The organism is Actinopolyspora biskrensis, assembly GCF_013408175.1.
In the GTDB taxonomy this organism is placed as follows: domain Bacteria; phylum Actinomycetota; class Actinomycetes; order Mycobacteriales; family Pseudonocardiaceae; genus Actinopolyspora; species Actinopolyspora biskrensis.
This window is the reverse complement of record NZ_JACBYW010000007.1, coordinates 114,057-134,232: the sequence shown is the minus strand read 5'-3', so window position 1 is coordinate 134,232 and position 20,176 is coordinate 114,057. Positions and strand designations below refer to the sequence as shown.

The 20,176-nt window shown below is 69.3% G+C and carries 18 protein-coding genes, 4 tRNA genes and 1 other RNA gene; 8 read left to right on the top strand and 15 right to left on the bottom strand.

What is annotated here, in order from left to right; all coding sequences use genetic code 11:
* Position 1: 1 nt before the first annotated feature.
* The 8 genes from FHR84_RS18385 to ffs all read right to left on the bottom strand — a co-directional run bounded on the left by FHR84_RS18385 (position 2) and on the right by ffs (position 8,645).
* Entirely contained in the window at positions 2-940 is a 939-nt protein-coding gene (locus FHR84_RS18385; protein ID WP_179536777.1) for an ABC transporter permease, read from the bottom strand.
* 105 nt (positions 941-1,045) lie between these two features.
* Positions 1,046-2,056, bottom strand: a complete 1,011-nt coding sequence (locus FHR84_RS18380) for an ABC transporter permease (protein ID WP_179536776.1) — start codon at positions 2,054-2,056, stop codon at positions 1,046-1,048.
* A 51-nt stretch (positions 2,057-2,107) separates the two neighbouring features.
* The gene (locus tag FHR84_RS18375) at positions 2,108-3,793 is read right to left on the bottom strand and encodes an ABC transporter substrate-binding protein (protein ID WP_179536775.1); all 1,686 of its coding nucleotides are present in this window, start codon (positions 3,791-3,793) and stop codon (positions 2,108-2,110) included.
* A gap of 512 nt (positions 3,794-4,305) precedes the next feature.
* Positions 4,306-4,887 carry a uridine kinase family protein gene (locus FHR84_RS18370; protein WP_179536774.1) on the bottom strand — a complete coding sequence of 194 codons (582 nt, stop codon included), beginning with the start codon at positions 4,885-4,887 and terminating at the stop codon, positions 4,306-4,308.
* A gap of 161 nt (positions 4,888-5,048) precedes the next feature.
* The gene (gene recR / locus FHR84_RS18365) at positions 5,049-5,645 is read right to left on the bottom strand and encodes a recombination mediator RecR (protein ID WP_179536773.1); all 597 of its coding nucleotides are present in this window, start codon (positions 5,643-5,645) and stop codon (positions 5,049-5,051) included.
* A gap of 10 nt (positions 5,646-5,655) precedes the next feature.
* On the bottom strand, positions 5,656-6,015 hold the full coding sequence (locus FHR84_RS18360) for a YbaB/EbfC family nucleoid-associated protein (RefSeq protein ID WP_026151973.1): 360 nt from the start codon (positions 6,013-6,015) through the stop codon (positions 5,656-5,658).
* A gap of 153 nt (positions 6,016-6,168) precedes the next feature.
* Positions 6,169-8,415, bottom strand: coding sequence for a DNA polymerase III subunit gamma and tau (locus FHR84_RS18355; RefSeq protein ID WP_179536772.1), 2,247 nt, complete (start codon positions 8,413-8,415; stop codon positions 6,169-6,171).
* 133 nt (positions 8,416-8,548) lie between these two features.
* Positions 8,549-8,645: signal recognition particle sRNA small type (ffs, locus tag FHR84_RS18350), an RNA gene on the bottom strand.
* Positions 8,646-8,980: 335 nt separating this feature from the next.
* Here ffs and FHR84_RS18345 point away from each other — a divergent pair.
* From FHR84_RS18345 to FHR84_RS18330, 4 genes are all read left to right on the top strand, one after another.
* Positions 8,981-9,066: transfer RNA gene (locus tag FHR84_RS18345), tRNA-Ser, on the top strand.
* Positions 9,067-9,349: 283 nt separating this feature from the next.
* Positions 9,350-9,862 (top strand): hypothetical protein, encoded by a 513-nt coding sequence (locus FHR84_RS18340; protein ID WP_218863230.1) that lies wholly within the window; start codon positions 9,350-9,352, stop codon positions 9,860-9,862.
* Positions 9,863-9,876: 14 nt separating this feature from the next.
* Positions 9,877-10,470, top strand: a complete 594-nt coding sequence (locus tag FHR84_RS18335; protein WP_179536771.1) for a hypothetical protein — start codon at positions 9,877-9,879, stop codon at positions 10,468-10,470.
* Positions 10,471-10,840: 370 nt separating this feature from the next.
* Positions 10,841-12,961: a putative bifunctional diguanylate cyclase/phosphodiesterase gene (locus FHR84_RS18330; RefSeq protein ID WP_179536770.1), complete on the top strand. Its 2,121-nt coding sequence runs from the start codon at positions 10,841-10,843 to the stop codon at positions 12,959-12,961.
* Between the two features lie 189 nt (positions 12,962-13,150).
* Here FHR84_RS18330 and FHR84_RS18325 read toward each other — a convergent pair.
* The 4 genes from FHR84_RS18325 to FHR84_RS18310 all read right to left on the bottom strand — a co-directional run bounded on the left by FHR84_RS18325 (position 13,151) and on the right by FHR84_RS18310 (position 14,687).
* Positions 13,151-13,235: transfer RNA gene (locus FHR84_RS18325), tRNA-Ser, on the bottom strand.
* A 120-nt stretch (positions 13,236-13,355) separates the two neighbouring features.
* Positions 13,356-13,607, bottom strand: a complete 252-nt coding sequence (locus FHR84_RS18320) for a CsbD family protein (protein WP_179536769.1) — start codon at positions 13,605-13,607, stop codon at positions 13,356-13,358.
* Between the two features lie 67 nt (positions 13,608-13,674).
* Positions 13,675-14,148, bottom strand: coding sequence for a nucleoside deaminase (locus FHR84_RS18315; RefSeq protein ID WP_343075333.1), 474 nt, complete (start codon positions 14,146-14,148; stop codon positions 13,675-13,677).
* Positions 14,149-14,204: 56 nt separating this feature from the next.
* Positions 14,205-14,687, bottom strand: a complete 483-nt coding sequence (locus FHR84_RS18310; RefSeq protein ID WP_179536768.1) for a tRNA adenosine deaminase-associated protein — start codon at positions 14,685-14,687, stop codon at positions 14,205-14,207.
* A gap of 129 nt (positions 14,688-14,816) precedes the next feature.
* Between FHR84_RS18310 and FHR84_RS18305 the strand changes: the two genes are divergently transcribed.
* The 4 genes from FHR84_RS18305 to FHR84_RS18290 all read left to right on the top strand — a co-directional run bounded on the left by FHR84_RS18305 (position 14,817) and on the right by FHR84_RS18290 (position 19,218).
* A complete protein-coding gene (locus FHR84_RS18305) occupies positions 14,817-15,794 on the top strand; it encodes a prephenate dehydrogenase (RefSeq protein ID WP_179536767.1) in 978 nt (325 codons plus the stop codon).
* Positions 15,795-16,199: 405 nt separating this feature from the next.
* Complete coding sequence (locus tag FHR84_RS18300; RefSeq protein ID WP_179536766.1) at positions 16,200-17,399, top strand: thiolase family protein; 1,200 nt, start codon at positions 16,200-16,202, stop codon at positions 17,397-17,399.
* Positions 17,400-17,689: 290 nt separating this feature from the next.
* Positions 17,690-17,944, top strand: coding sequence for a hypothetical protein (locus FHR84_RS18295; RefSeq protein ID WP_179536765.1), 255 nt, complete (start codon positions 17,690-17,692; stop codon positions 17,942-17,944).
* 458 nt (positions 17,945-18,402) lie between these two features.
* A complete protein-coding gene (locus tag FHR84_RS18290; RefSeq protein WP_425489964.1) occupies positions 18,403-19,218 on the top strand; it encodes a ZIP family metal transporter in 816 nt (271 codons plus the stop codon).
* Between the two features lie 476 nt (positions 19,219-19,694).
* Here FHR84_RS18290 and FHR84_RS22075 read toward each other — a convergent pair whose 3' ends face one another.
* The 3 genes from FHR84_RS22075 to FHR84_RS18275 all read right to left on the bottom strand — a co-directional run bounded on the left by FHR84_RS22075 (position 19,695) and on the right by FHR84_RS18275 (position 20,116).
* A complete protein-coding gene (locus FHR84_RS22075) occupies positions 19,695-19,847 on the bottom strand; it encodes a hypothetical protein (protein ID WP_218863228.1) in 153 nt (50 codons plus the stop codon).
* Positions 19,848-19,915: 68 nt separating this feature from the next.
* Positions 19,916-19,988 (bottom strand) — tRNA-Arg (locus FHR84_RS18280).
* Positions 19,989-20,026: 38 nt separating this feature from the next.
* Positions 20,027-20,116: transfer RNA gene (locus tag FHR84_RS18275), tRNA-Ser, on the bottom strand.
* Positions 20,117-20,176: the final 60 nt, after the last annotated feature.

Here is a 20,176-nt window from a genome sequence, read left to right as displayed (position 1 = left end):
CTCACCGCCGTTTCTTCGGGTCGAGGGCGTCCCGCAGCGACTCGCCGACGAGCGTGAAGCCGAGCGCGACGACGATGATGCAGCCCGCGGGCCAGAAGGCCAGGTGCGGATGCGTGTCGAAGAAGTTCTGCGCCGAACCGAGCATCTGTCCCCACTCGGGAGTCGAGGTGTCGGCCGCTCCCAGCCCGAGGAAGGACAGCGCGGCGGCGTCGATGATGGCCACGGCGAGCATCAGAGTGGCCTGGACCACCACCGGCCCCAGGGCGTTGGGCAGCATGTGCCGGAAGACCACCGAGCGCTGCTTGACCCCGAGCGCCCGCGCCGCGAGCACGTGATCGCTGGCTCGCTGCGCGAGCATGGTCCCGCGCAGCAGCCGCCCGAATATCGGGATCTGCACGGTCGCGACCGCTATGATCACCGTGAACCGGGACTGCTGCTGGAAAAGCGCCCCGATGGAGACGGCCAGCAGCAGCGAGGGAACCGAGAGCAGCACGTCGACCACGCGCATGACCACCGTGTCCACCCAGCCACCGAAGGCCCCGGCCAGGATTCCCAGGGTCAGTCCCCCTCCGAGCCCGAGCACCGTGGCGGTCAGCGCCACGAGCAGGGTCTGCTGGGAGCCCAGCAGCAGCCTGGACAACAACGGCCTCCCGTACTGGTCCCCTCCCAGCGGAAAGTCCCCCTGCGGTTCGGGAATGCTGTTGTCCGCGCGGGAGACCTGGTCCTCGAGCAGCCGCAGCGCCGGATCGTGCTGGGCGAGCAGCGGGGAGACCAGCGCCAGCAGCACGAAGGCGGCTATGATGCCCGCTCCGAGCAGGAAGGTCGGGCTGCGCCGCAGCCGACGCCATGCCGAGGCGGCGAGGCTGATTCCCGCGGAACCGTCCGAACCGGACTCGGCCAGCTCGTCGATGCGCTTCCCGCGTTGTGTCCCCGGAACCATCAGCGACCTCTCATTGAAGTGTTCCGCTCTCCCCCGTCGTGGTCGGTCACTCGGCGGAGCCTCTCGCGGGCTCGTGAGCGGGTGCCCGACCTCGGGGATCCACGTTCAGCGCTCCCGCAGTCTCGGGTCGATCGCCGCGTAGGTGAGGTCGACGACGAGGTTGACCAGCACGTAGACCATCGCCGTCGCCAGGATCACCACCTGCAGCACCGCGTAGTCCTGCCGTTGGAAACCGAGCGAGAGCGCCTGGCCGATACCGGTTATGTTGAAGACCTGCTCGGTCAGCACCGCTCCGGACAGCAGCGCGCCGGTCTGCAACCCGATGGTGGTCACCACGGGCAGCATCGCGTTGCGCAGGACGTGCCTGCCACGTATCACCCTCGCGCCGAGCCCCTTGGACCGGGCCGTTCGCACGAAGTCCTCCTCGAGGACGTCGAGCACCGAGGCCCTGGTGATCCGGAAGATCACCGCGAAGGGAATCGTGGAAAGCGCCGCGGCGGGGAGCAGCAGGTGCAGGAAGGCGTTCCAGGCCGCGTCCCACTCCCCGGTCAACATCCCGTCGAGCACGTAGAACCCGGTCGCGTGCGTGGCGTCGATGCTCACCTCCTGCCTGCCCGAGGCGGGCAGCGCGCCGAGCTCGATCGCGAAGACGTACTTCAGCAGGAAAGCCAGGAAGAAGACCGGAACCGCCACCCCGATCAGTGACCAGGTGATGCTCAGGTTGTCCAGCCAGCCGCCCTGGCGGCGCCCCGCGAAGTAGCCGAGCGGCACGCCCACCACGACCGCGAGCAGCAGCGCCAGCACCGACAGTTCGAGCGTGGCGGGCATCCGCTGCAGGAACACCTCCATCGCCGGGGTGCCCGGCTGCACCCCGGTGGACACCCCGAAGTCCCCCGTCACCGCGCGCTGCACGAACTTCCAGTACTGCACGTGCAGCGGCTGGTTCAGCCCGAGCTGCTCGACGAGCTGCGCACGGGACTCCTCCGTGGCACGTTCGCCGAGCAGCGCGGAGACCGGCCCTCCCGGAAGCGCACGCAGCCATCCGAACAGCAGGATCGACAGCACGACCGCGACGATCACGAGTTGTCCGAGCCGTCGGACGGTGTAGCGAAGCAAATCCGGCTCCTTGCGTGTCGAGCGGCACGGCGGGCACCGATGACTCGCGGGTCACTGCCGCAGGCTCACCGGGGCGAAGCGCTCGGCGGTCAACGGCGAGGTGACCAGTCCCTCGACCTCGGAGGAGGTGACGATGGCCGGTGGCGAGTGCGCCAACGGGATCGCGGGCAGGTACTCGGACTTCAGGCTCCGGTTGATCTCGGTGTACATCTCCTCGCGCGCGGCCGGGTCGGCCTCCCCGTCGGCCGCCTCGAGACGCTCGGCCAGCTCACCGCCCCAGGGGGCCGGTTCGGTGTAGAACTGGTTCTGCGTGCTTCCGAAGAAGGTGCCGATGAAGTTGTCCGGCGAGTTGTAGTCCCCGGTCCAGCCGAGCAGGAAGACCTCGGCCTTGCCCTGGTTCACGTCCGAGATGTAGCCGCCGTTCCACGGCTTGCTGACCGGTTCGACGTTGATGCCCGCTTCCTCCAGGTCGCCCGACAGGGCGTTGAAGATCCCGCGCGGATCGGGCATGTACGGGCGCGTCACCTGGGTCGGCCACCAGAACTCGATCGTGAGGTCCTGGTGCCCCGCCTCCCGGAGCAGCTGTTTCGCCCGCTGCGGGTCGTGCGGGTACTTCGTCACGTCCTCGGGGTATCCGTCCACCGAGTCCGGGTAGAACAGCTCGGCCGGTTCGGCTCCGTCCGGCATGTTGGCCTCGACCAGGTTCTCCTTGTCGACGGCGCGGGCCAGCGCCTCGCGCACGCGCAGGTCCCGCAGCGCCGGGTTGCTCCGCTGCGAGATCCCCAGGTAGAGGATGTTGAACGGGTCGCGCACCTGGACGTCGAAGCCCTGGTCCCTCAACCCGGAGATGTCGGCGGGGTTGGGGAAGTCGTAGCCGTCGATGCCCCCGGACAGCAGTTCCTGCTTGCGCACGGACTCGTCCGGGATGATCTTGAAGACGAGCCGGTCCAGCTCGGCCTTCTCGCCCCAGTAGTCCTCGTTGCGGCGGAGCACGATGGACTGGTTGCTCTCGTCGTAGGAGTCGAACTCGAAGGGGCCTGTTCCGGTGGGGTGCTGCTTGGCGTATTCGGAGTACTCGAAGCTCGACCCCCGGGCGGTCACCTCGTCGGCCCCGTACTCCTCCATCGCCGTGGGCGACTGGATGCTGAACGAGTCCAGCCCCAGCGCGTCGGGGAACTTGGAGCTGGGGCGGGTGAGTTCCAGTACCGCCGTGCTCTGGTCGGGTGTCTCGCACGAGGAGTACAGGGAGGGATCGTCGTCGGAGGCGAAGCCTCCGAAGGTCTCGATCCAGTAGTAGGACAGCGCCGCGTTCTGCCCCGGCCCCGTCTGGTTGTACCAGCGCTCGAAGTTGGCGCAGACCGCATCGGCGTCGAACTCGGTGCCGTCGTGGAACTCGACCCCCTCGCGGAGTTGGAAGGTCCACTCGGTCCCGTCCTCGGAGGACTCCCAGCTCTCGGCCAGCGCCGGTTCGACTTCGGCGGTGCCCGGTTCGAAACCGACCAGCCCTTCCATCATCTGCCGTGTGACCCGGAACGTCTCTCCGTCGGAGGCGTAGAAGGGGTCGAACAGCGCCGGAGCCCCGGCTGCTCCGAACACCATGGTCCGCCCGCCGTCGCCTTCCCGTTGGGACTGCACGCAGGCGGCCAGCGAGGTGGCGAGGAGGGCGGCCAATCCCGCGGTCGCGATCCTGCGTCCAGTTCTCGACGCCCGTAATCCTGGTGGTCTGCCTACACCCATCACTCACCTCGGTGTGTGCCGCATCTCTCAGAGTGAGGGAGACAGTAACCCGGTGAGCGTGTCCCGATCAGGACCGCGAAATTACGATTCGGCTACGACATGCGACCGAGAACTCGGGCAAAAACGGGAAAATCCGGCACGCATCGCCCAGTGCGGGAGTCGCGGCGCTTTTTTGCCCACAGTGGATTTATCGGGTCCGCGCGGTCCGGGAGGAGCGCTCGTCCGGTCGGGACGGTCGGCCCGAGCGTCAGCCAAGCGGCGCAGCCGCTTTCACCCGCCCACGCAACTCACCCCACCGAAATCCCACCGGAGATTTCCGACCGAGGACTCCGCTCCAACGCAGGTGCTCCGATCCCGGGCAGGACGAGAAGATCCGGTGCGTGAGTCGGACGCATCGCAAGGCGGCAGGGCACGTGGCGCAGGCCGCTGCTCGATGTGCCCTACAACAGGGCAAGGCGCCGACTCACGTGACGGCTACCCGACCACACGAGCGAACCGAGCCGTGCACTCTACTACCCGGAGTGCACCACGAGGTCGGCGCGCTCCCTGGTCCGGTCCGAGGCGAACCAACGACGCTCGAACTCCTGCCAACGAACGAGCTCGGCCCGCGCGGACTCCCCGTCCCGAGCCACGGCACGTTCCAACCGCGCCGCGGGGTCGGCTGCCTCCACCCAGACCGAAACGCCGATCCGGTCGGCGATCGAGCGCCTCCCGGACGAGACGCCCTCCAGCAACAGCACCTCGGGCACGGCGACCTCGACCACCGCCCCGTCCACCGGAACACCCCCCGGCCACTCGACACGTCGATAACGCCCCGGCGCTCCCCGGCTCAACGGCTCGAGCACCCCGGCTCGGAACCGGGGCCACCACTGCACCGGCTGTTCCCAGGTGGCGAAGTCGTCGGTACGCACCAGCCGCGCCTCCACCCCGGCGGCACGCGTCCGCGCGAACACGAGATCGGCGAAGGTGGACTTGCCCGCCCCGGAGGGACCGTCCACGGTGATCAACCGGACCGGCCCCAGAGCGGGGGGTTGCCGCAGCGCTTCACGCACCGCCAGATCAGCCGCGGCCGCGTCCGCGCGAGATCGCCACATGAACTTCCCCCGGAACGGGTGACCGGCGCTTTCCTGTCGTGCCGCGAACCGGCGCGGTGGTCTCGCGGTTCGGGTGAGCGCTCGCCCGGCCGGGCCGATCACCGGACAAGCGGCGCCGGACGTTTGCAACCACCTACGCGGTCGGCGCCGCCGACCCTCCTTCACACCGAACGCCTGCCGGAGAGCGCCCTGCCGAGAGTGAGCTCGTCCGCGAACTCCAGGTCGCCGCCCATCGGAAGCCCGGAGGCCAGCCGCGTGACGCTGAGCCCGGGAAAGTCCTGCAGCAACCGGACCAGGTAGGTCGCGGTGGCCTCGCCCTCGGTGTTCGGATCGGTGGCGATGATGATCTCGCTCACCTCGTCCGTGCCGATCCTGTTGACGAGATCCCGAATGCGCAGCTGGTCGGGCCCCACCCCGGAAAGCGGATCGAGCGCACCGCCGAGCACGTGATAGCGCCCGCGGAACTCCCGGGTGCGTTCGACCGCCAGCACGTCCTTGGGTTCCTCGACCACGCACACCAGACGGGGATCACGCCGCGCGTCCTGGCAGATCCGGCACCTGGTCTGCTCCGAGACGTTCCCGCAGACCTCGCAGAAGATCACGCCCTCCTTCACACGCTGCAGGGCGTCCTGCAGCCGTGTGACATCGGCGGGCTCCGCGGACAACAGGTGAAAGGCGATGCGCTGCGCGCCCTTCGGGCCGATTCCCGGCAACCTGCCGAGCTCGTCGATCAGATCCTGAACTGGCCCTTCGTACACGCCACTACCGTCACATCCCGGGCAGACCGAGTCCGCCCATGTCCATTCCGCCCTGGCCGCCGAGCGCGTTGGTCAACGGTCCCATCTTCTCGCTCTGCAGTTCCTGGGCCGCACGGTTCGCGTCCCGGACCGCCGCCACCACCATGTCGGAAAGCGTCTCGGTGTCGGAGGGGTCGACCACCTTCGGGTCGATGCTCATGGACTGCAGCTCGCCACCACCGGTGACCGTGGCGGTGACCATGCCGCCACCTGCCGTGCCGGTCACCTCCGTCTCGGCGAGCTCCTGCTGCGCAGTCATCAGCTGCTGCTGCATCTCCTGCGCCTGCTTCATGATCTCTTGCATGTTCGGCTGCTGGCCACCAGGTTGCACCGTGGCTCCTCCCGGTCCGGCTGGACTGACCTGTTCGAACGAGGTATCTCGCTTCCTCCAGCGTAGTCGTCGGCTCCTCGCCGCGCGGCGCTGCCCGCTACCCGGAGTTCCCACCGACCGGGACGTCCCCGCGGAACGTCCCGGGGCGGGCAGCTACTGGTCGAGCCTGCGCGCTCCGAGTTCGCTGACGAACAGCTCCACGGCCAGTTCATCGGGATCGTGCTGCTCGACGGACGGCTCGGCCTCGGGCACAGGCTCGGGAGCCGATTTGGGGACCGACGCCGACGCCGATGCCGACACCGGCGTCGGCGTCGGTGCGAAGGCCGCTCCGGAGTCGGCGACCGGTTCGCCCCGAGGCGTCTCCCCGTGAGCCGGATCCACGTCCGCGTCCTCGTCCGGCGGAGGAGCTTCCGGCGGGGGAGGCTCCTCCGGGAGCGGTGGTTCCGGAGGAGAGTCCGCGGGAGCACCGGCGACGGGCGCGGTCGGTTCCGCGGCCCGCGGAACCTCCCGTTCGACGGGCTCCGGCGCTGGGGCCGGGGACTCCGGAGGCCGCTCGCGCGGTTTCTCCTCCCGCGTCACCTCCCCGTTCGGCTCCGCGGGGCGTTCCCGCGCGGCGGGCGCGCTCCCGGCCGGAGGCCCCCCGGACGCCCCGGGGTGCTGCTCCCGCTGTTGAGCGGCGGAGCCGGAGGCGGGTTGCTCCCCCTCGACGACGCACTCGATCGCCCACTCGCCGCCGAGCACCTCGCGCATGGCCTCCCGCACGTGCTCGACCCGGTTCGCCCGGTCGAACTGCTTGCGCAGCCCCTCCGTCGGCATCGAGATGACCAGCGTGTCCGCGCGCAGTTCCCGCACGCTCGCGTTGAGCAGCAGAGCCTGGGTGGGCCGGTTGCGCTCGGAGACCGCGCGCAGCAACTCGCTCCACGTCTGGCGCAGCTCCGCCGTCGCCGTTCCGCTCGGGGGTTCCTCCCGCGGGGCGGAACCGCCTGCGCCGAGGTCGCTCGTCTCCCGTGCCGGGCCGGCGGAACCACCGACCGGGGCGGCCTGCCCCCCGTCGGCCTCCGCGCGGACCTCATCACCCGACGGGCCCGCCGACTCGGCGGCACGCTCCCGCGCGGGTTCCCGAGGGTCCGCGGCCGGTTCCGCGCTCCCGCCGGTGGCCGGTGCCCGCTCCCCGGCGGGAGCGGCGGAGGCCCGCCCTCCGTCCACCCCGGACGGAACGGCCTGCTCGGCGGGCGGTGCGACCGTCATCCGCCGCTCCACCCGCTCCAGCCGTTGAAGCAGCGCGGCCTCGGAGGAGGACGCGCTGGGAAGCATCATCCGCGAGCACAGCAGTTCCAGCAGCAGTCGGGGCGCGGTGGCGCCCCGCATCTCGGAGAGCCCAGCGTGCACTGTCTCGGCGAACCGGGTGAGGGTCGCGACGCCGAGCTGCTCCGCCTGGCGGGACATCTTCTCCGCCTCGTCGCCGACGTTCTCGATCAGACCCCGCTCGGCGGCGTCGGGCACCGAATGCAGCAGCACGAGGTCACGCAACCGGTCCAGCAGGTCGGAGGCGAAACGACGTGGGTCGTGCCCGGCCTCGACCACCCGGTTGACCGTGTCGTAGACGGCTGCCGAGTCCCCGGCGGCCAACCCGTCCACCATGGAGTCGATCAGCGCCACATCGGTCACCCCGAGCAGCGCGACGGCCCGTTCGTAGGTGATCCCCTCGTCACCCGCACCGGCCAGCAGCTGGTCGAGCACGCTCAACGCGTCCCGCGCCGAACCACCGCCCGCACGGATGGCCAGCGGGTACACGGCGGGCTCGACCCGGACGCCCTCCTCGGCGCAGATCCGCTCCAGCAGCTCGCGCAGCTCCCCCGGCGGGATCAGCCGGAAGGGGTAGTGGTGCGTGCGGGACCGGATCGTGGTCAGCACCTTGTCCGGTTCGGTGGTCGCGAACACGAAGACCAGGTGGTCGGGAGGCTCCTCGACGATCTTCAACAGGGCGTTGAACCCCTGCTGGGTGACCATGTGGGCCTCGTCGATGACGAAGATCCGGTAACGCGACTGGGCCGGGGCGAAGACCGCGCGATCGCGGAGCTCGCGGGCGTCGTCCACACCGCCGTGACTGGCGGCGTCCATCTCCACCACGTCCACGCTGCCCGAACCGTCCGGCCCCAGGGAGACGCAGGAGTCACAGCGGCCACACGGCTCGTCCGTGGGGCCTTCGACGCAGTTCAGCGACCGGGCCAGGATTCGCGCGCTGGATGTCTTGCCGCAACCACGCGGCCCGGAGAACAGGTAGGCGTGGTTGATCCGCCGCGCGGCCAGCGCGGTGCGCAGTGGTTCGGTGACGTGTGACTGTCCCACGACCTCGCCGAAGGTCGCCGGTCGATACTTGCGATAGAGCGCGAGCGCCACACCGGCAACGATACGTGCCAAGACCGACGAAGCGGCAACGGGAGACGCCGGCGGCGGCGAACGGGCGGAAAGCGCCACTCGCCGGTGCGAAGGGACGTCCACTCCGCCCACGACCGGGGGACCCCCTCGACAAAAAAAGGGGACCCCGCGCACCCGTCAGAGCCCGCTTACCCTTGCTGCCTTCCGGCCCTGGGGGAGTTCACAGGATGGACGCCGCGCGGAGTCCTCATACAGTGTATCCCCCTCGGAAAGCGGGGCTCCACACCCCCCTTCGGAACTTCCGGCGAGGGGGAGTCCGGCTGCAACGGCTCCTGGTCTTCTTCGGCACGGCGACTCCGAGGCCCCACCCGAGCAACCACCCACGTCAACCGAGCCGGCAGTTTCGTCCCGCCCACGTGCGGTGCGGGCCCCACCGCGCGCGGCGGCCACCGATCGGGGTGCCCTGCAACGATCCCGAGGCGCCGACTCACGTTGCGGCTATCCGGCCACCCGGGCAAGCCACCCCGCGAGGGACGAACCGAGGGGGGTCGCGGAGCGGACGATCCCGTCGCGTACACTTCTTTGCGGAGGATTGGCCGAGCGGCCTAAGGCGCACGACTGGAATTCGTGTTGGGTTAACAGCCCTCGCGGGTTCGAATCCCGCATCCTCCGCTTCGGGGCCGGGCACGGTGAACACCGCGCCCGGCCTTTTTCGTGTTCCCGGCCCCGCCCCTGGCGTGCGAGCTCCACGGCGCGGACCGCACGACCGCCACGCGAGCCCGGAAGGCGCGGCAACCGCCGAACGGCCCCGTCGCCCCCAGGAGCGCGCTGCTGCTTCTCGCGTAATTCGCCGAACCGCTCTGGACCCGAGAGCGCGCCTGGCCGATAGTGCTCGTTGCACGCCACTAAACCGATTCCGAGAGGTGCCACCACGCCTCCGGGAGAGGAGCGGAAATTGGTCGGAGCCGGCAGCGGAACGAGGACCCGTTCCCCCGCCCGAAGACGTTTCGCGGTACTCGCGAGCCTGTCCGTGGTCGCCGTGTTCACGGCGGCGTCGGCGCAGGCGGCCCAGGCTACGGACGAGGACGTCCGGCAGCACTGCGTGCTCGACACCGCTTCCCAGCAGCGAACCTGCTACGACAGCTTCTCCGCGGCCACGGGCGCGGGGCAGCGGATCGCGGACACCAGCGGTTCCGTCATCGGCGCCACGGTGTTCGAGGACGCCGAGTACGGCGGCGCGTCACTGACGATCACGGTTCCGGAACCGTGTCCGAAGAACGACGAGGTCGACTTCTGGCTCGACCTCGACGACTCCTGGAAGAACCGGATCTCCTCGGTCCAGGCGTGGTCGACCTGCTGGGTCTGGCTCTACCCGGACTCGGGCGACCGCGCGGGCCCGTACAAGGAAAAGGCACCGCGCCTGAACAGCGGCATCAACGATCGAACAGTGACCGTCGGACTGAGCTGAGCGAGGCGAACGGGATGAAGTTGCGTAACAGGGCGGCGACGGTGCTCGGTGCCTCCGCCGTGGTGCTGGCCGGGCTCGTCACGCCCGGCACGGCCGCGGCGGCGGACGAACCGAGCGTGCGACAACTGCTCGAACAGTGCGAACAGGGCAACACCGACCTCTGCGAGTTCCACCCCTCGGGCTCACCCGAGAGCTACCGGGGCGCCGACGAACTCGTGGGTGGTGCGGCGAACTGCTCGGAGGGAACCTCGACGAGGATCATCAGCTGGGAGTCGACGCAGACGACGACCAACAGCGTCGGGGTCACCATCAGCGCCGGCTCGACGCTCGGCGAGGTGTTCGAGGTCGGATTCGAAACCAGCTACCAGCGCGAATGGAGCTGGAGCACGAGCAAGTCCGACGAGATCCGGCACGAGCTCGGCCCCGGTCAGGCCGTCGAGATCTACGCCGCCCCGATGCGGGAGAAGGTGACCGGCACGTACGAGATGCACTTCGGTGACCCCTACTACGGGCACTACTACTGGTACGTCAACAACGTCACCATCGACGGGCCCGAGCAGGACCAGGCCTGGTTCACCAGGGTGGAGGAAGTCGACGCGAACTGCTGAGCGGCGCGCCCCGGTGAGAGAACGGCGCCGGTCTCCGGGAAGGCGGACCGGCGCCGCCGGGGAGCACGGGTGGTGGCGCACGGGTGGGCGACCAGCCGGAGCCGCCCCTCCCCGAGAGCGCGGCGGAGGGCCGACGGCACGGTGCGGGAACCGGCACGCTCCGGCCGAACCGAGCCGCGAGGTGCCCGCGCCGGGGGCACGACCACCTCGTCCGTCGGTGTGTTCGGCCCCCGGTGAGACGTCTCCGCACCAGTTGCCGGGGCCTCCACCGGGGAAGCGGTGTTGTGGCGTGTGAGCGGCGCTACCACGGCGGGAAGGGTTAACCTGCCGTTGTGGTCCACCGCCTCAACGGGGAACGCCGTGGAGTCATATGAGTGAGCAACATCCCCCCTGGACCGGGTCCGTGCCCGACGAGAGGCATCCCGGGACCACACGGCTGCATTCGGAGGCGGAGGCACGGCTGGGCCTGTTGGCAGCGGGGATACGGGAGTGCGCGATCGTCGTGCTGGACGCGACCGGCCGGGTGGAGAGCTGGGGCAGCGGGGCCGAGCACATCCTGGGGTACAGCGCCGAGGAGGTGATCGGCCACCACGTCCCGGTACTCACCCGGACGGAGGAGACCGCTGCCGACCACGCGGAGCGGCGGCTGGCCCGGGCCGCCGAGAGCGGCGAACACGTCGAAGAGGGCTGGTGCCCGCGCCGGGACGGAACCCGGTTCTGGGCCCACGTCATGGTCTTCCCGCGGTGGTCGGCCGACGGCAACGTGTGCGGATTTCTGCAGGTAATCCGGGACGACACCGAGGCCGGTGCTCGGCAGCAACGGTCCAGCCGACGGTTCAGCGACCTGTTCGACCTGACCCCGGTCGGGATCGGGCTGTTCGACGTGACCGGACACGTGCTGGATGCCAACGAGGCGCTGTGCGAGCTGCTGGGCTACCGGATGCACGAGCTGAAGGCGATGCCCGCCGTCGGACTGCTGCATCCCGGTGACCGGGGGACGGGCCTCCTCGCCGAGGAAACGGCGAGCGCGGGACTGAACCAGCCGCGCACGCAACAGCGGGTGCTGCTGCGTGCGGACGGCCGGACGGCTACCTGCGAAGTGCACAGCACCTGCTCGGTAGCCGATGACGGAAGCCGATTCTGGCTGGTGGTGTTCCAGGACATCACCGAGCAGGAGCGCAGGACCGAGGCGCTGCGGCACCAGGCCACCCACGACGAGCTGACCGGACTGCTCAACCGCACCGGTCTCGACGAACTCCTCGAGACCATGCTGCACGGTGGGGCCGAACGAGTCGCCGTGCTGTTCTGCGACCTGGACAACTTCAAGCGTGTCAACGACGCGCTCGGCCACGAGGGCGGGGACGAACTGCTCACCGCCGTCGCGCGCCGCCTGACGGAGGGGCTGCCGCCGGGGTGCACCCCGGCGCGCCTCTCCGCCGACGAGTACCTGATCATCTGTCCGGACATCGACAGCGTCGGCGGTCTGGAGTCCTTCGCCACGTGGGTGGCCGAGCTGCTGCGCACCGTCGTACCGCTGCGCGGGCAGCTGATCTCCGTCTCGGCCTCGGTCGGGGCGGCGACGCTCGATCGGGACACCATCGGGGCGAACCTGCTGCGCTACGCCGACACGGCCATGTTCCACGCCAAGAGCAAGGGCCCCGGAAGCGTCTCGCTGGCCAGTCCCAACCTGATCGGTGCGCGAGCAGGACAGCTGGGCCTGGAAGAGCAGTTGCGCGACGCCCTCGAGAACGACTCACTGACCCTGTACTACCAGCCGATCCTGGCCCAGGACGGTTCCGTGGTCATGGCCGAGGCACTGATGCGCTGGTCACATCCCGACCGTGGCCTGCTCTCCCCCGCTGTCATCCTGCCCGTGGCCGAGCAGGGCAACCTGCTGCGCACGCTCGACCGGTGGGTCCTGCACGCCGCCCTGGCCGAAGCCGCCACCTGGCCGGAGCAGCACGGAACCCCGGTGTCCGTCGCGGTCAACCTGGTCGATCTGCTTCCCCACGACCCGGAGTTCGTCGAGGAGGTCGCCGCGGCCATCACCGCATCCGGGATCCAGCCACATCGCGTGGTGCTGGAAATGGTGGAAACCTCCCTGGTGGAACTGCCCACCCGGCCCCATCAGGCCATGGTCGAACTGGCCGAGCGCGGAGTGCGTTTCGCCCTGGACGACTTCGGCACCGGCTACTCCTCGCTGGCTCGTCTCAAGGACCTGCCCGCCCAGATCCTCAAGCTGGACCGCCAGTTCGTCTCCAACGTGGAAACCGACCCGGCCGATGTGGCCATCGCCCAAGCGATGATCGGCATGGGGCACGCCATGGAGCGCAGCTGCGTCGCGGAAGGCGTGGAAACCACCGGACAGTTCCACATCCTCGACGAACTCGGCATCGACTTCTACCAGGGTTGGCTGTTCTCCTACCCGCTTCCGCCCCGGCGGATCCGCGCCTACCTCGAGTCCACCGCCGGTTCCCCGGACCGGACGTAACAGCTCGTCCCGGGACGACCGGCGCACCCGGCAGCGATGCTCGACCGGACACGGATGACTCGTCCGGGTGAGCGGGACCTCGGTACCCGAACAGCCGTGCGGGCGGGAAACCACGGGAGGCCCCGCGGCCGCGGAAGCGAAACGCCGGGCCCCGATGGATCGGGACCCGGCGTCGGCACACTCACAGTGCGGTAGCGGTGGGATTCGAACCCACGGAGGCTCTCACCTCACGCGATTTCGAGTCGCGCTCCTTAGGCCGCTCGGACACGCTACCGCAAACAAGCGTAACGAACGGTCCGCGCGCATGAACAACGGGGGGTCCGCAAACGGAAGGGGCCGCTCACGAACCCTTCCGCCCCGGAGGCCGGGGCGAACCCGACCGGACGGGGAAGGCTCAGCGCTGTTCGCCCTCGCCGCCCTTGTCCTCCCCGTCCTTGTCCTCCCCGCGCAGCTTGTCCTTGGCGTCCTGGACGGTGCCCTCGGCGCGGTCCTTGAGATCCTGGCCGCGCTCCTTGGCCTCACCCTCCAGGCGGTCCCGCTTGCCGGCGTTCTCCGTCTCCTGGTTACCGGTCACACGGCCGGTCGCTTCCTTGGCCTTGCCCGCCAGCTGCTGGGCCTGCTGCTTGACCTTGTCGAAAGTACTCATCACGACCTCCTGTTACCGAGCACCCGGAGAGATACCCGGCAACAGGCACGAATCACTCAACTGTGACTCAAGTCACATCACGTTGGTCGTCGAAGAACCCCTCCAGCAGCCTGGCGCACTCCGCCGCGAAAACCCCACCGACCACTTCGGGACGGTGATTGACCCTGCGGTCCCGCACCACGTCCCACAGGGAACCGACCGCCCCGGTGCGGGGCTCCCACGCCCCGAAAACGACCCGCGAGACCCTCGACAGCACCAGGGCTCCAGCGCACATCGTGCACGGCTCGACCGTCACGGCCAGCGTGCACCCCGAGAGCCGCCACCCGTCCCCGTGCTCGGCGGCGGCCGCCCGCAGCACCTGGACCTCGGCGTGGGCGGTGGGATCGGACAGTTCCTCCCGCCGGTTGTGCCCGCTGGCCAGTATCCGCCCGTCAGGTGCGGCGACCACCGCACCTATCGGGACATCACCGGTGGGCAGCGCGGCGGGGGCCGCTTCGAGCGCGGAGCGCATCAGCTCCCGGTCGGCGGAGGAGACGACCACTCCCCCCGCGCCGCTCCGGGACGTGTCCCCTCCGATATCCCTTCCTTCCTCGGCTGTCACAGCCGTTCGAGCAGTCCGGAGAAATGCTCCCCGAAGCCACAGCGCTGCGCGATCATCTCGAGCTGTTCGTCCGGATAGAGATCCACTTCCTCGTTGATCAGGAGCAGTTCGTCCTCGGGAAGCCCGAGATCGGACAGCAGGGCGAGATTGCCCTCCGGCCAGATCTCGTCGTCGTCCTCGTCGGGAGGATCGACCCGCAGCAGATCCAGCACGTCGGCGGCGATGTCGTAGTCCAGTGCGGCCGCCGCGTCGGACAGCGCGAGTTCCACACCCCCGGGGACGGGGCGGACCAGCACGAAGAACTCGTCGTCCACATTGCACATGCCGACCACGGCGCCGGTGGACCGCAGTTCCCTCAGAGCCGTTATTACCGCGTCGAGCCCGGTCAGCACCGAGCTGTCGAGCACGCTGCAACGCCACCGCCCGTCCTCTCGAACCGCGGCGACGGCAAAACCCGCGATCGGTGTCTGGACCGTCATGACGCCACGGTAAAGCGTGCGGACTCCACCCGAAAGCACTATTGCGTGGACGTCACCCTCCGGGTCAATGATCCGACTCGGTCGGCGACCGCGCGAACACCGAGCGTCCCCGTCGGGCAGTATTGAGCCATGCGAGCCGTGTGTGTGATCGGACTGGGACTGATCGGCGGGTCGGTGCTGCGGGCAGCGGTGCGTTCCGGCCGTACCGGGTGGGGCGCCACGACCTCGGAGGAGGACGCCGCGGCGGCCCGCGCCGCCGGGTACGACGTGGCTCCGAGCACCGAGGAGGCGCTGCGCCGAGCCGCGGAGCAGGAGGCGCTCGTCGTGATCGCCACTCCGCTGCCCGCCGTCGGTGGGGTGCTGCGCCGGGTCGCGCGGCACGCCCCGGAGACGTATCTGACCGATGTGGTCGGTGTGCAGGAGCCGGTGCGCGAGCTGGTGCGCGAGCTGGCTCCCACCACCCGCTACGCGGGGGGACACCCGATGTCCGGAACGGCCGATTCCGGGTGGTCCGCGGGGCAGGCCGAGCTGTTCGACCGGGCTCTCTGGGCCGTCACCGCGGACGAGGGCACCCGGCTCGACTCCTGGCTGGAAGCGGCCGCGCTGGCCGTCGACTGCGGATCACGAGTGGTTCCGGCCGGGCCGGGAGAGCACGACGCCGCGGTGGCGCGGATATCCCACCTGCCGCACGTGCTCTCCGCGGTGCTCGCCTCGGTCGGAGCGGACGGAGGACCGCTCGCCCTGTCCCTGGCCGCGGGTTCCTTCCGCGACGCCACACGGGTCGCGGGCACCGACCCCGAACTGGTGCGCGCCATGACGGAGGGCAACCGGGCGGCGTTGTTGGACGCGCTGGACGACGCGCTGGGCCGGCTCGGGGCGGCCCGGGGCTCGCTCGCCTCGACCGGATCACTGAATTCCACGGTGCGCTCCGGGCACGAGGCCAACGGAAACCTGAGGGAGCAGCACACGGCGGAGCGGGTGAGCCGCACCGTGCCACTGAACGCGGGGCACGCGCTCCGCAGGCTGCGCGAGATCGGTGAGCAGGGCGGGTGCGTCGTCTCCCTCGACTCGGAGTCGGCCACGGTCGAGCTACCCGCTCCCGAGTGAGCGCGGCCGGCTTCCGGCATGCCGACGTCCCCGGCACGAACGACCCCGGCGCTGTGCAGGTGCCTACCCGATGCCGGAGCACCCGCGGCGGGAGCCCGCGAGAGGCTCCCCCACGCAACCACCCACGCAGAGCGAGCCGCTGCAGGCCGCTCCGCGCACTCGCTGGTCGAGGACCTCTAGCAAAAGGGGTTCGTCCGGCTCAGGTGCTTCAGCCCGAGCAGAGCGCGGGCCCCGGTGCGTGAGTCGGATGCATTGCGAGGCGGGGAGGGCACGTGGCGTGGGCCGCTACTCGAGGTGCCCTCCAACGCAGCAAGGCGCCGACTCACGTGACGGCTACCCGACCACTCACGCAAAGCTCTGCTGTGGATTCTAAAAATCAACGCTTTCGTGGGGCACTATGGAGTCATGGCACGCGCACTGTTGATCGATGCCGCACGAACCCCTTTCGGGGGCTACCGGGGTGAGCTGTCCGGGGTTCGAGTCGACGACCTGGCGGCCATGCCGATCACCGAGCTGCTCCGGCGCGACCGGGCGCGCGCGGAATCCGCTCTCGACCCGAACCTGATCGACGAGGTCGTCTACGGCAACACCAACGGCGCGGGCGAGGAGAACCGCAACGTGGCGCGGATGGCCGGGTTGCTCGCGGGCCTTCCGACCACCGTTCCCGGCATGACGGTCAACAGGCTGTGCGGTTCGAGCGGTGAGGCGCTGGTCCAGGCCTCCAGGGCGATCCGCTCCGGGGAGGCGGAACTGGTGATCGCGGGCGGCGTCGAGGGGATGAGCCGGGCACCGTTCGTGCTGCCGCGTTCCGAGCGCGTACTGCCGGACCGGCTCGACGTGGTTTCCACGGCGGCGGGCTGGCGCCTGGTCAACCCGCGTATGAATCCGGAGTGGACCGTGCCGCTCGGCTTGGCGGCCGAGCGGACCGCGGAGGAGCTGGGCATCGGCCGAACCGAGATGGACGAGTACGCGCTGCGCTCCCACCGGCGCGCGGCGGCCGCCTGGGACGCCGGGGTGCACGACGGTTTCGTGTTCCCGCTGCGCGACCCGAGAGGGATCACGGTGCGCGGTGACGAGTCGGTGCGCACCGACACCGGGATGACCAAGTTGGGGGGACTGTCCCCGGCCTTCTCCTCCAACGGCCCGGTCACCGTGGGCAACTCGGCCCCGCTCGGGGACGGGGCCGTCGCCGCGCTGATCGGTTCGCGGGAGCAGGCCGAGCGCATGGGGTCCACCCCGCTGGGGGAGCTGCTCACCGGGGTGAGCGTGGCCTGTGAACCGCACCGCTTCGCACTGGCTCCCGTGACGGCGATCCGCAAACTGCTCGACAGGCTGGACGTCGGCCTCGCCCAGGTGGACCTCTGGGAGATCAACGAGGCCTTCGCGGCACTGGTGCTCACCGTGCTGCGTCACTTACCGGACATCCCGCTCGACCGGGTGAACGTTCACGGCGGAGCTCTGGCCTACGGCCATCCACTCGGCGCGTCCTTCGCACGGGTCGTGGTCGACCTCTGCAGGCACCTGGGCCAGCGCGGCGGTGGTCTGGGCGTGGCCACCGCCGGTATCGGGGTGGGACAGGCCACGGCCGTGGCGGTGCGGGTCTGAACCGGAGGGGACCTCCGAACGCGATTCGCACGAGCCCCCGCCGAACGAGTCGAACCGAGTCGAAACACTGTACTACGCCAAGAATCATCGCGAACCTTCCAGCCACGAAAGAGTGAGCATTTTCGCGCGAAAACGCCGCGACCGAATCACGGCGCCCCACACCACACAATTAGGTGAATCAATCACGAGCCGCGCGGCGAACTCCACCGAACTCCGGTAGACATGAAGCGTCGGCTGCCGACACGGATCGGCCGACGTCCGAAACACACATCAAAGCGAAAGGCGCTAACATGCGTTCGTTCAAGCGTGCAGCCGTTGTCACTGCCATGGCCCTGCCGCTCGCCCTGGGCAGCGCCGGGATCGCGTCTGCCGACTCCCCGAAGGGCCACAAGGACCACGAGGGCGAGAAGTGCGTCCACAAGTCCTGCCAAATCGATGTGGAAAAGCACAAGAAGAGCGAGAAGAACAACAACTGGGTCTGGAACTGGATGCACTACTCCGCCGAGTATGACACCAGCATCATCAACGCCGGCATCATCGGCTGAGAATTCTTTTCAGAACGGCCGGTCGTCGCCGGAGCCTCCCGCTGATGTTTTCCCGTCGTGTTGACGATTGGTGTGGCACCTCGGCGCAGGCAGCGCCGAAACGACCACGCTGCCGGGGCGATTAGCCGCGGATCCTCCCACTGCGTGTTCTCGGGAGGACGGCCCCGACGTTGTGCGGGTCGCCACCGATACCGGGGGACCCGCTCACGTGCAGGCGCGGGCAACCACCTGCTCAACCCGAACGGAGAACTTCAACGAGGCAATGGCGCGCTGACGCACCCGGGCCCCGTTCCACTACGGACGGGGCCCGGGAATCAGCTCACCGTGAGTCATTGCGTCACCACTCGTACGCGGCAGCAGAGTCCGCAGCATAATTGAAAACAGTTTCCATTATCGATAGTGTGCGTACGGCTCGCGCACCGCGAGCCGCGAAGCACACGATCGATCTGGTGGGAGACATGACGCTGACGGCGACGAGGGAGCGCCCCCGGAATGGCGAGCGCGCGGTGGCGGTCGGAGTGCTCAGCGTGTTCGTGGGGGTGTGTGTCGCTGCCGAGACGGCCGGTCTCGGAAAGCTGCTGATCATCGCCGTGGTGTCCTGCCTGGCCATGGTCGCCGGGGCCGCGCTCGCGCTGCGGAGGATCGTGAACAGCAGCACGCTGACCTGGGCGTACGGTCTCGCCGCCGGAGCTATGGTGGCCAGCGCGTGCGCTTTCCTGCTGCCCACGGCGATCGAGCGGGACGCGACGCTGGGCGGCTTCGGCATCGCGGCCGGTGTGCTCGCGGGATTCACGGTCCACCTCGCCGGGGCCGGATTCGGTCCCCGCACCGCACTGCTGGACGACTACGTGGTCCGGCTGACCGTGCACTCCGTGGCCGCGGGCTTCGTCATCGGAGCGATCTACGCCAGCATGCCGAACATCGGGCTGCTGCTGGGACTTTCGATCATCTCGCACAAGGGCCCCGCCGGATACGCGGCGGCGCTCTCGCTGCACAGGTCCGGACGATCGATTGTCCCGGTGATACTGCCCGCCTGTGGAATCGGCATCGCGGCGATCGCGGTCGGCCTGCTGGGCTGGCCGCTCTCCCCGACCGTGACGGCCCCGGTGTTCGGCGTGGCAGCCGGGCTCTTCCTGCACGTGGCACTGGACTTCCTGGCGCATCTGGAAAAGAGCCGTGCGGCGGGGAGTCCGCTACTGGCGGCGCACGCCACCACGAGCGCGCTCGCCGGGGCCGCCACCGTCGTGTGCGCCTGGGCGATCACCGGAGCCTGACCGGGCCGGTGCGGCCTCGGCACGGGCATCGAGGAACTCGCCCCGCGAGCGACGACAGCTACCCGCCCCGACGCGGCGATGGCACATTGTGGGGGCCGATGGGGCTACTAGGATCCACACCACCAAAACCGAAAATCACAACCGCATAACGCAACCGCGAAACCGCAGGACAAAAAGGGTAGACCCCGCACCCGCGGGGATAGACCGGCGGAGCTGGTCGAGCTGTACGGGGGTGAGTGGTAGGCCCCGCACCCGCGGGGCTTCCCGTCGATCTGTCACGGGGCTGTGGACCTGCGGGGCTGTGCGCCACGAACACCCTGCCCTGGCGGCCGTTGGCGATATAGCTCCCGAAGCCTCGTCACCTGATCGTGTTCCGGCTACCCTCGGTTAGCATCTCTTCATGCAGAGTCTCCATCCGACACCCCGGGAGCTCGCGAAGAGGCGGTTCAGCGTGAGTACTGATGTGGGCTACCGGATCAAGACGGCTCGTCGAGCAGCGGCTGCTGGTCGAAACACTCCTCGGCCGTTGACGGCGTCTCGGCGGTGTCGATCACCAGGGCCAGGTCGGCGGGGCCTCGTGAAAGCTGGCGGCAAGTCGACAACCTGCCGATCAAGGTCGGCTGCCTCATGGTGCGCGAAGCACCCCGAACAGCAAAAACCCCCAGCGCACTGGGGGTATTGCTGTCTCGACCAGACGTGCGCCCGTAGGGATTCGAACCCCAAACCTTCTGATCCGTAGTCAGACGCTCTATCCGTTGAGCTACGGGCGCATGTTCAGTTGTGAACTCCACTCGCGTGGGAGTTCCAGCGGAGGCTCCGGGATTCGAACCCGGGAAGGGGGGTTGCCCCTTACCGCATTAGCAGTGCGGCGCCATAGACCAGACTAGGCGAAGCCTCCGGGTGTTTCCTCTTTGCCACTGACGAAGACTATACACACCGCCGTCGAGCCGTTTTCAAC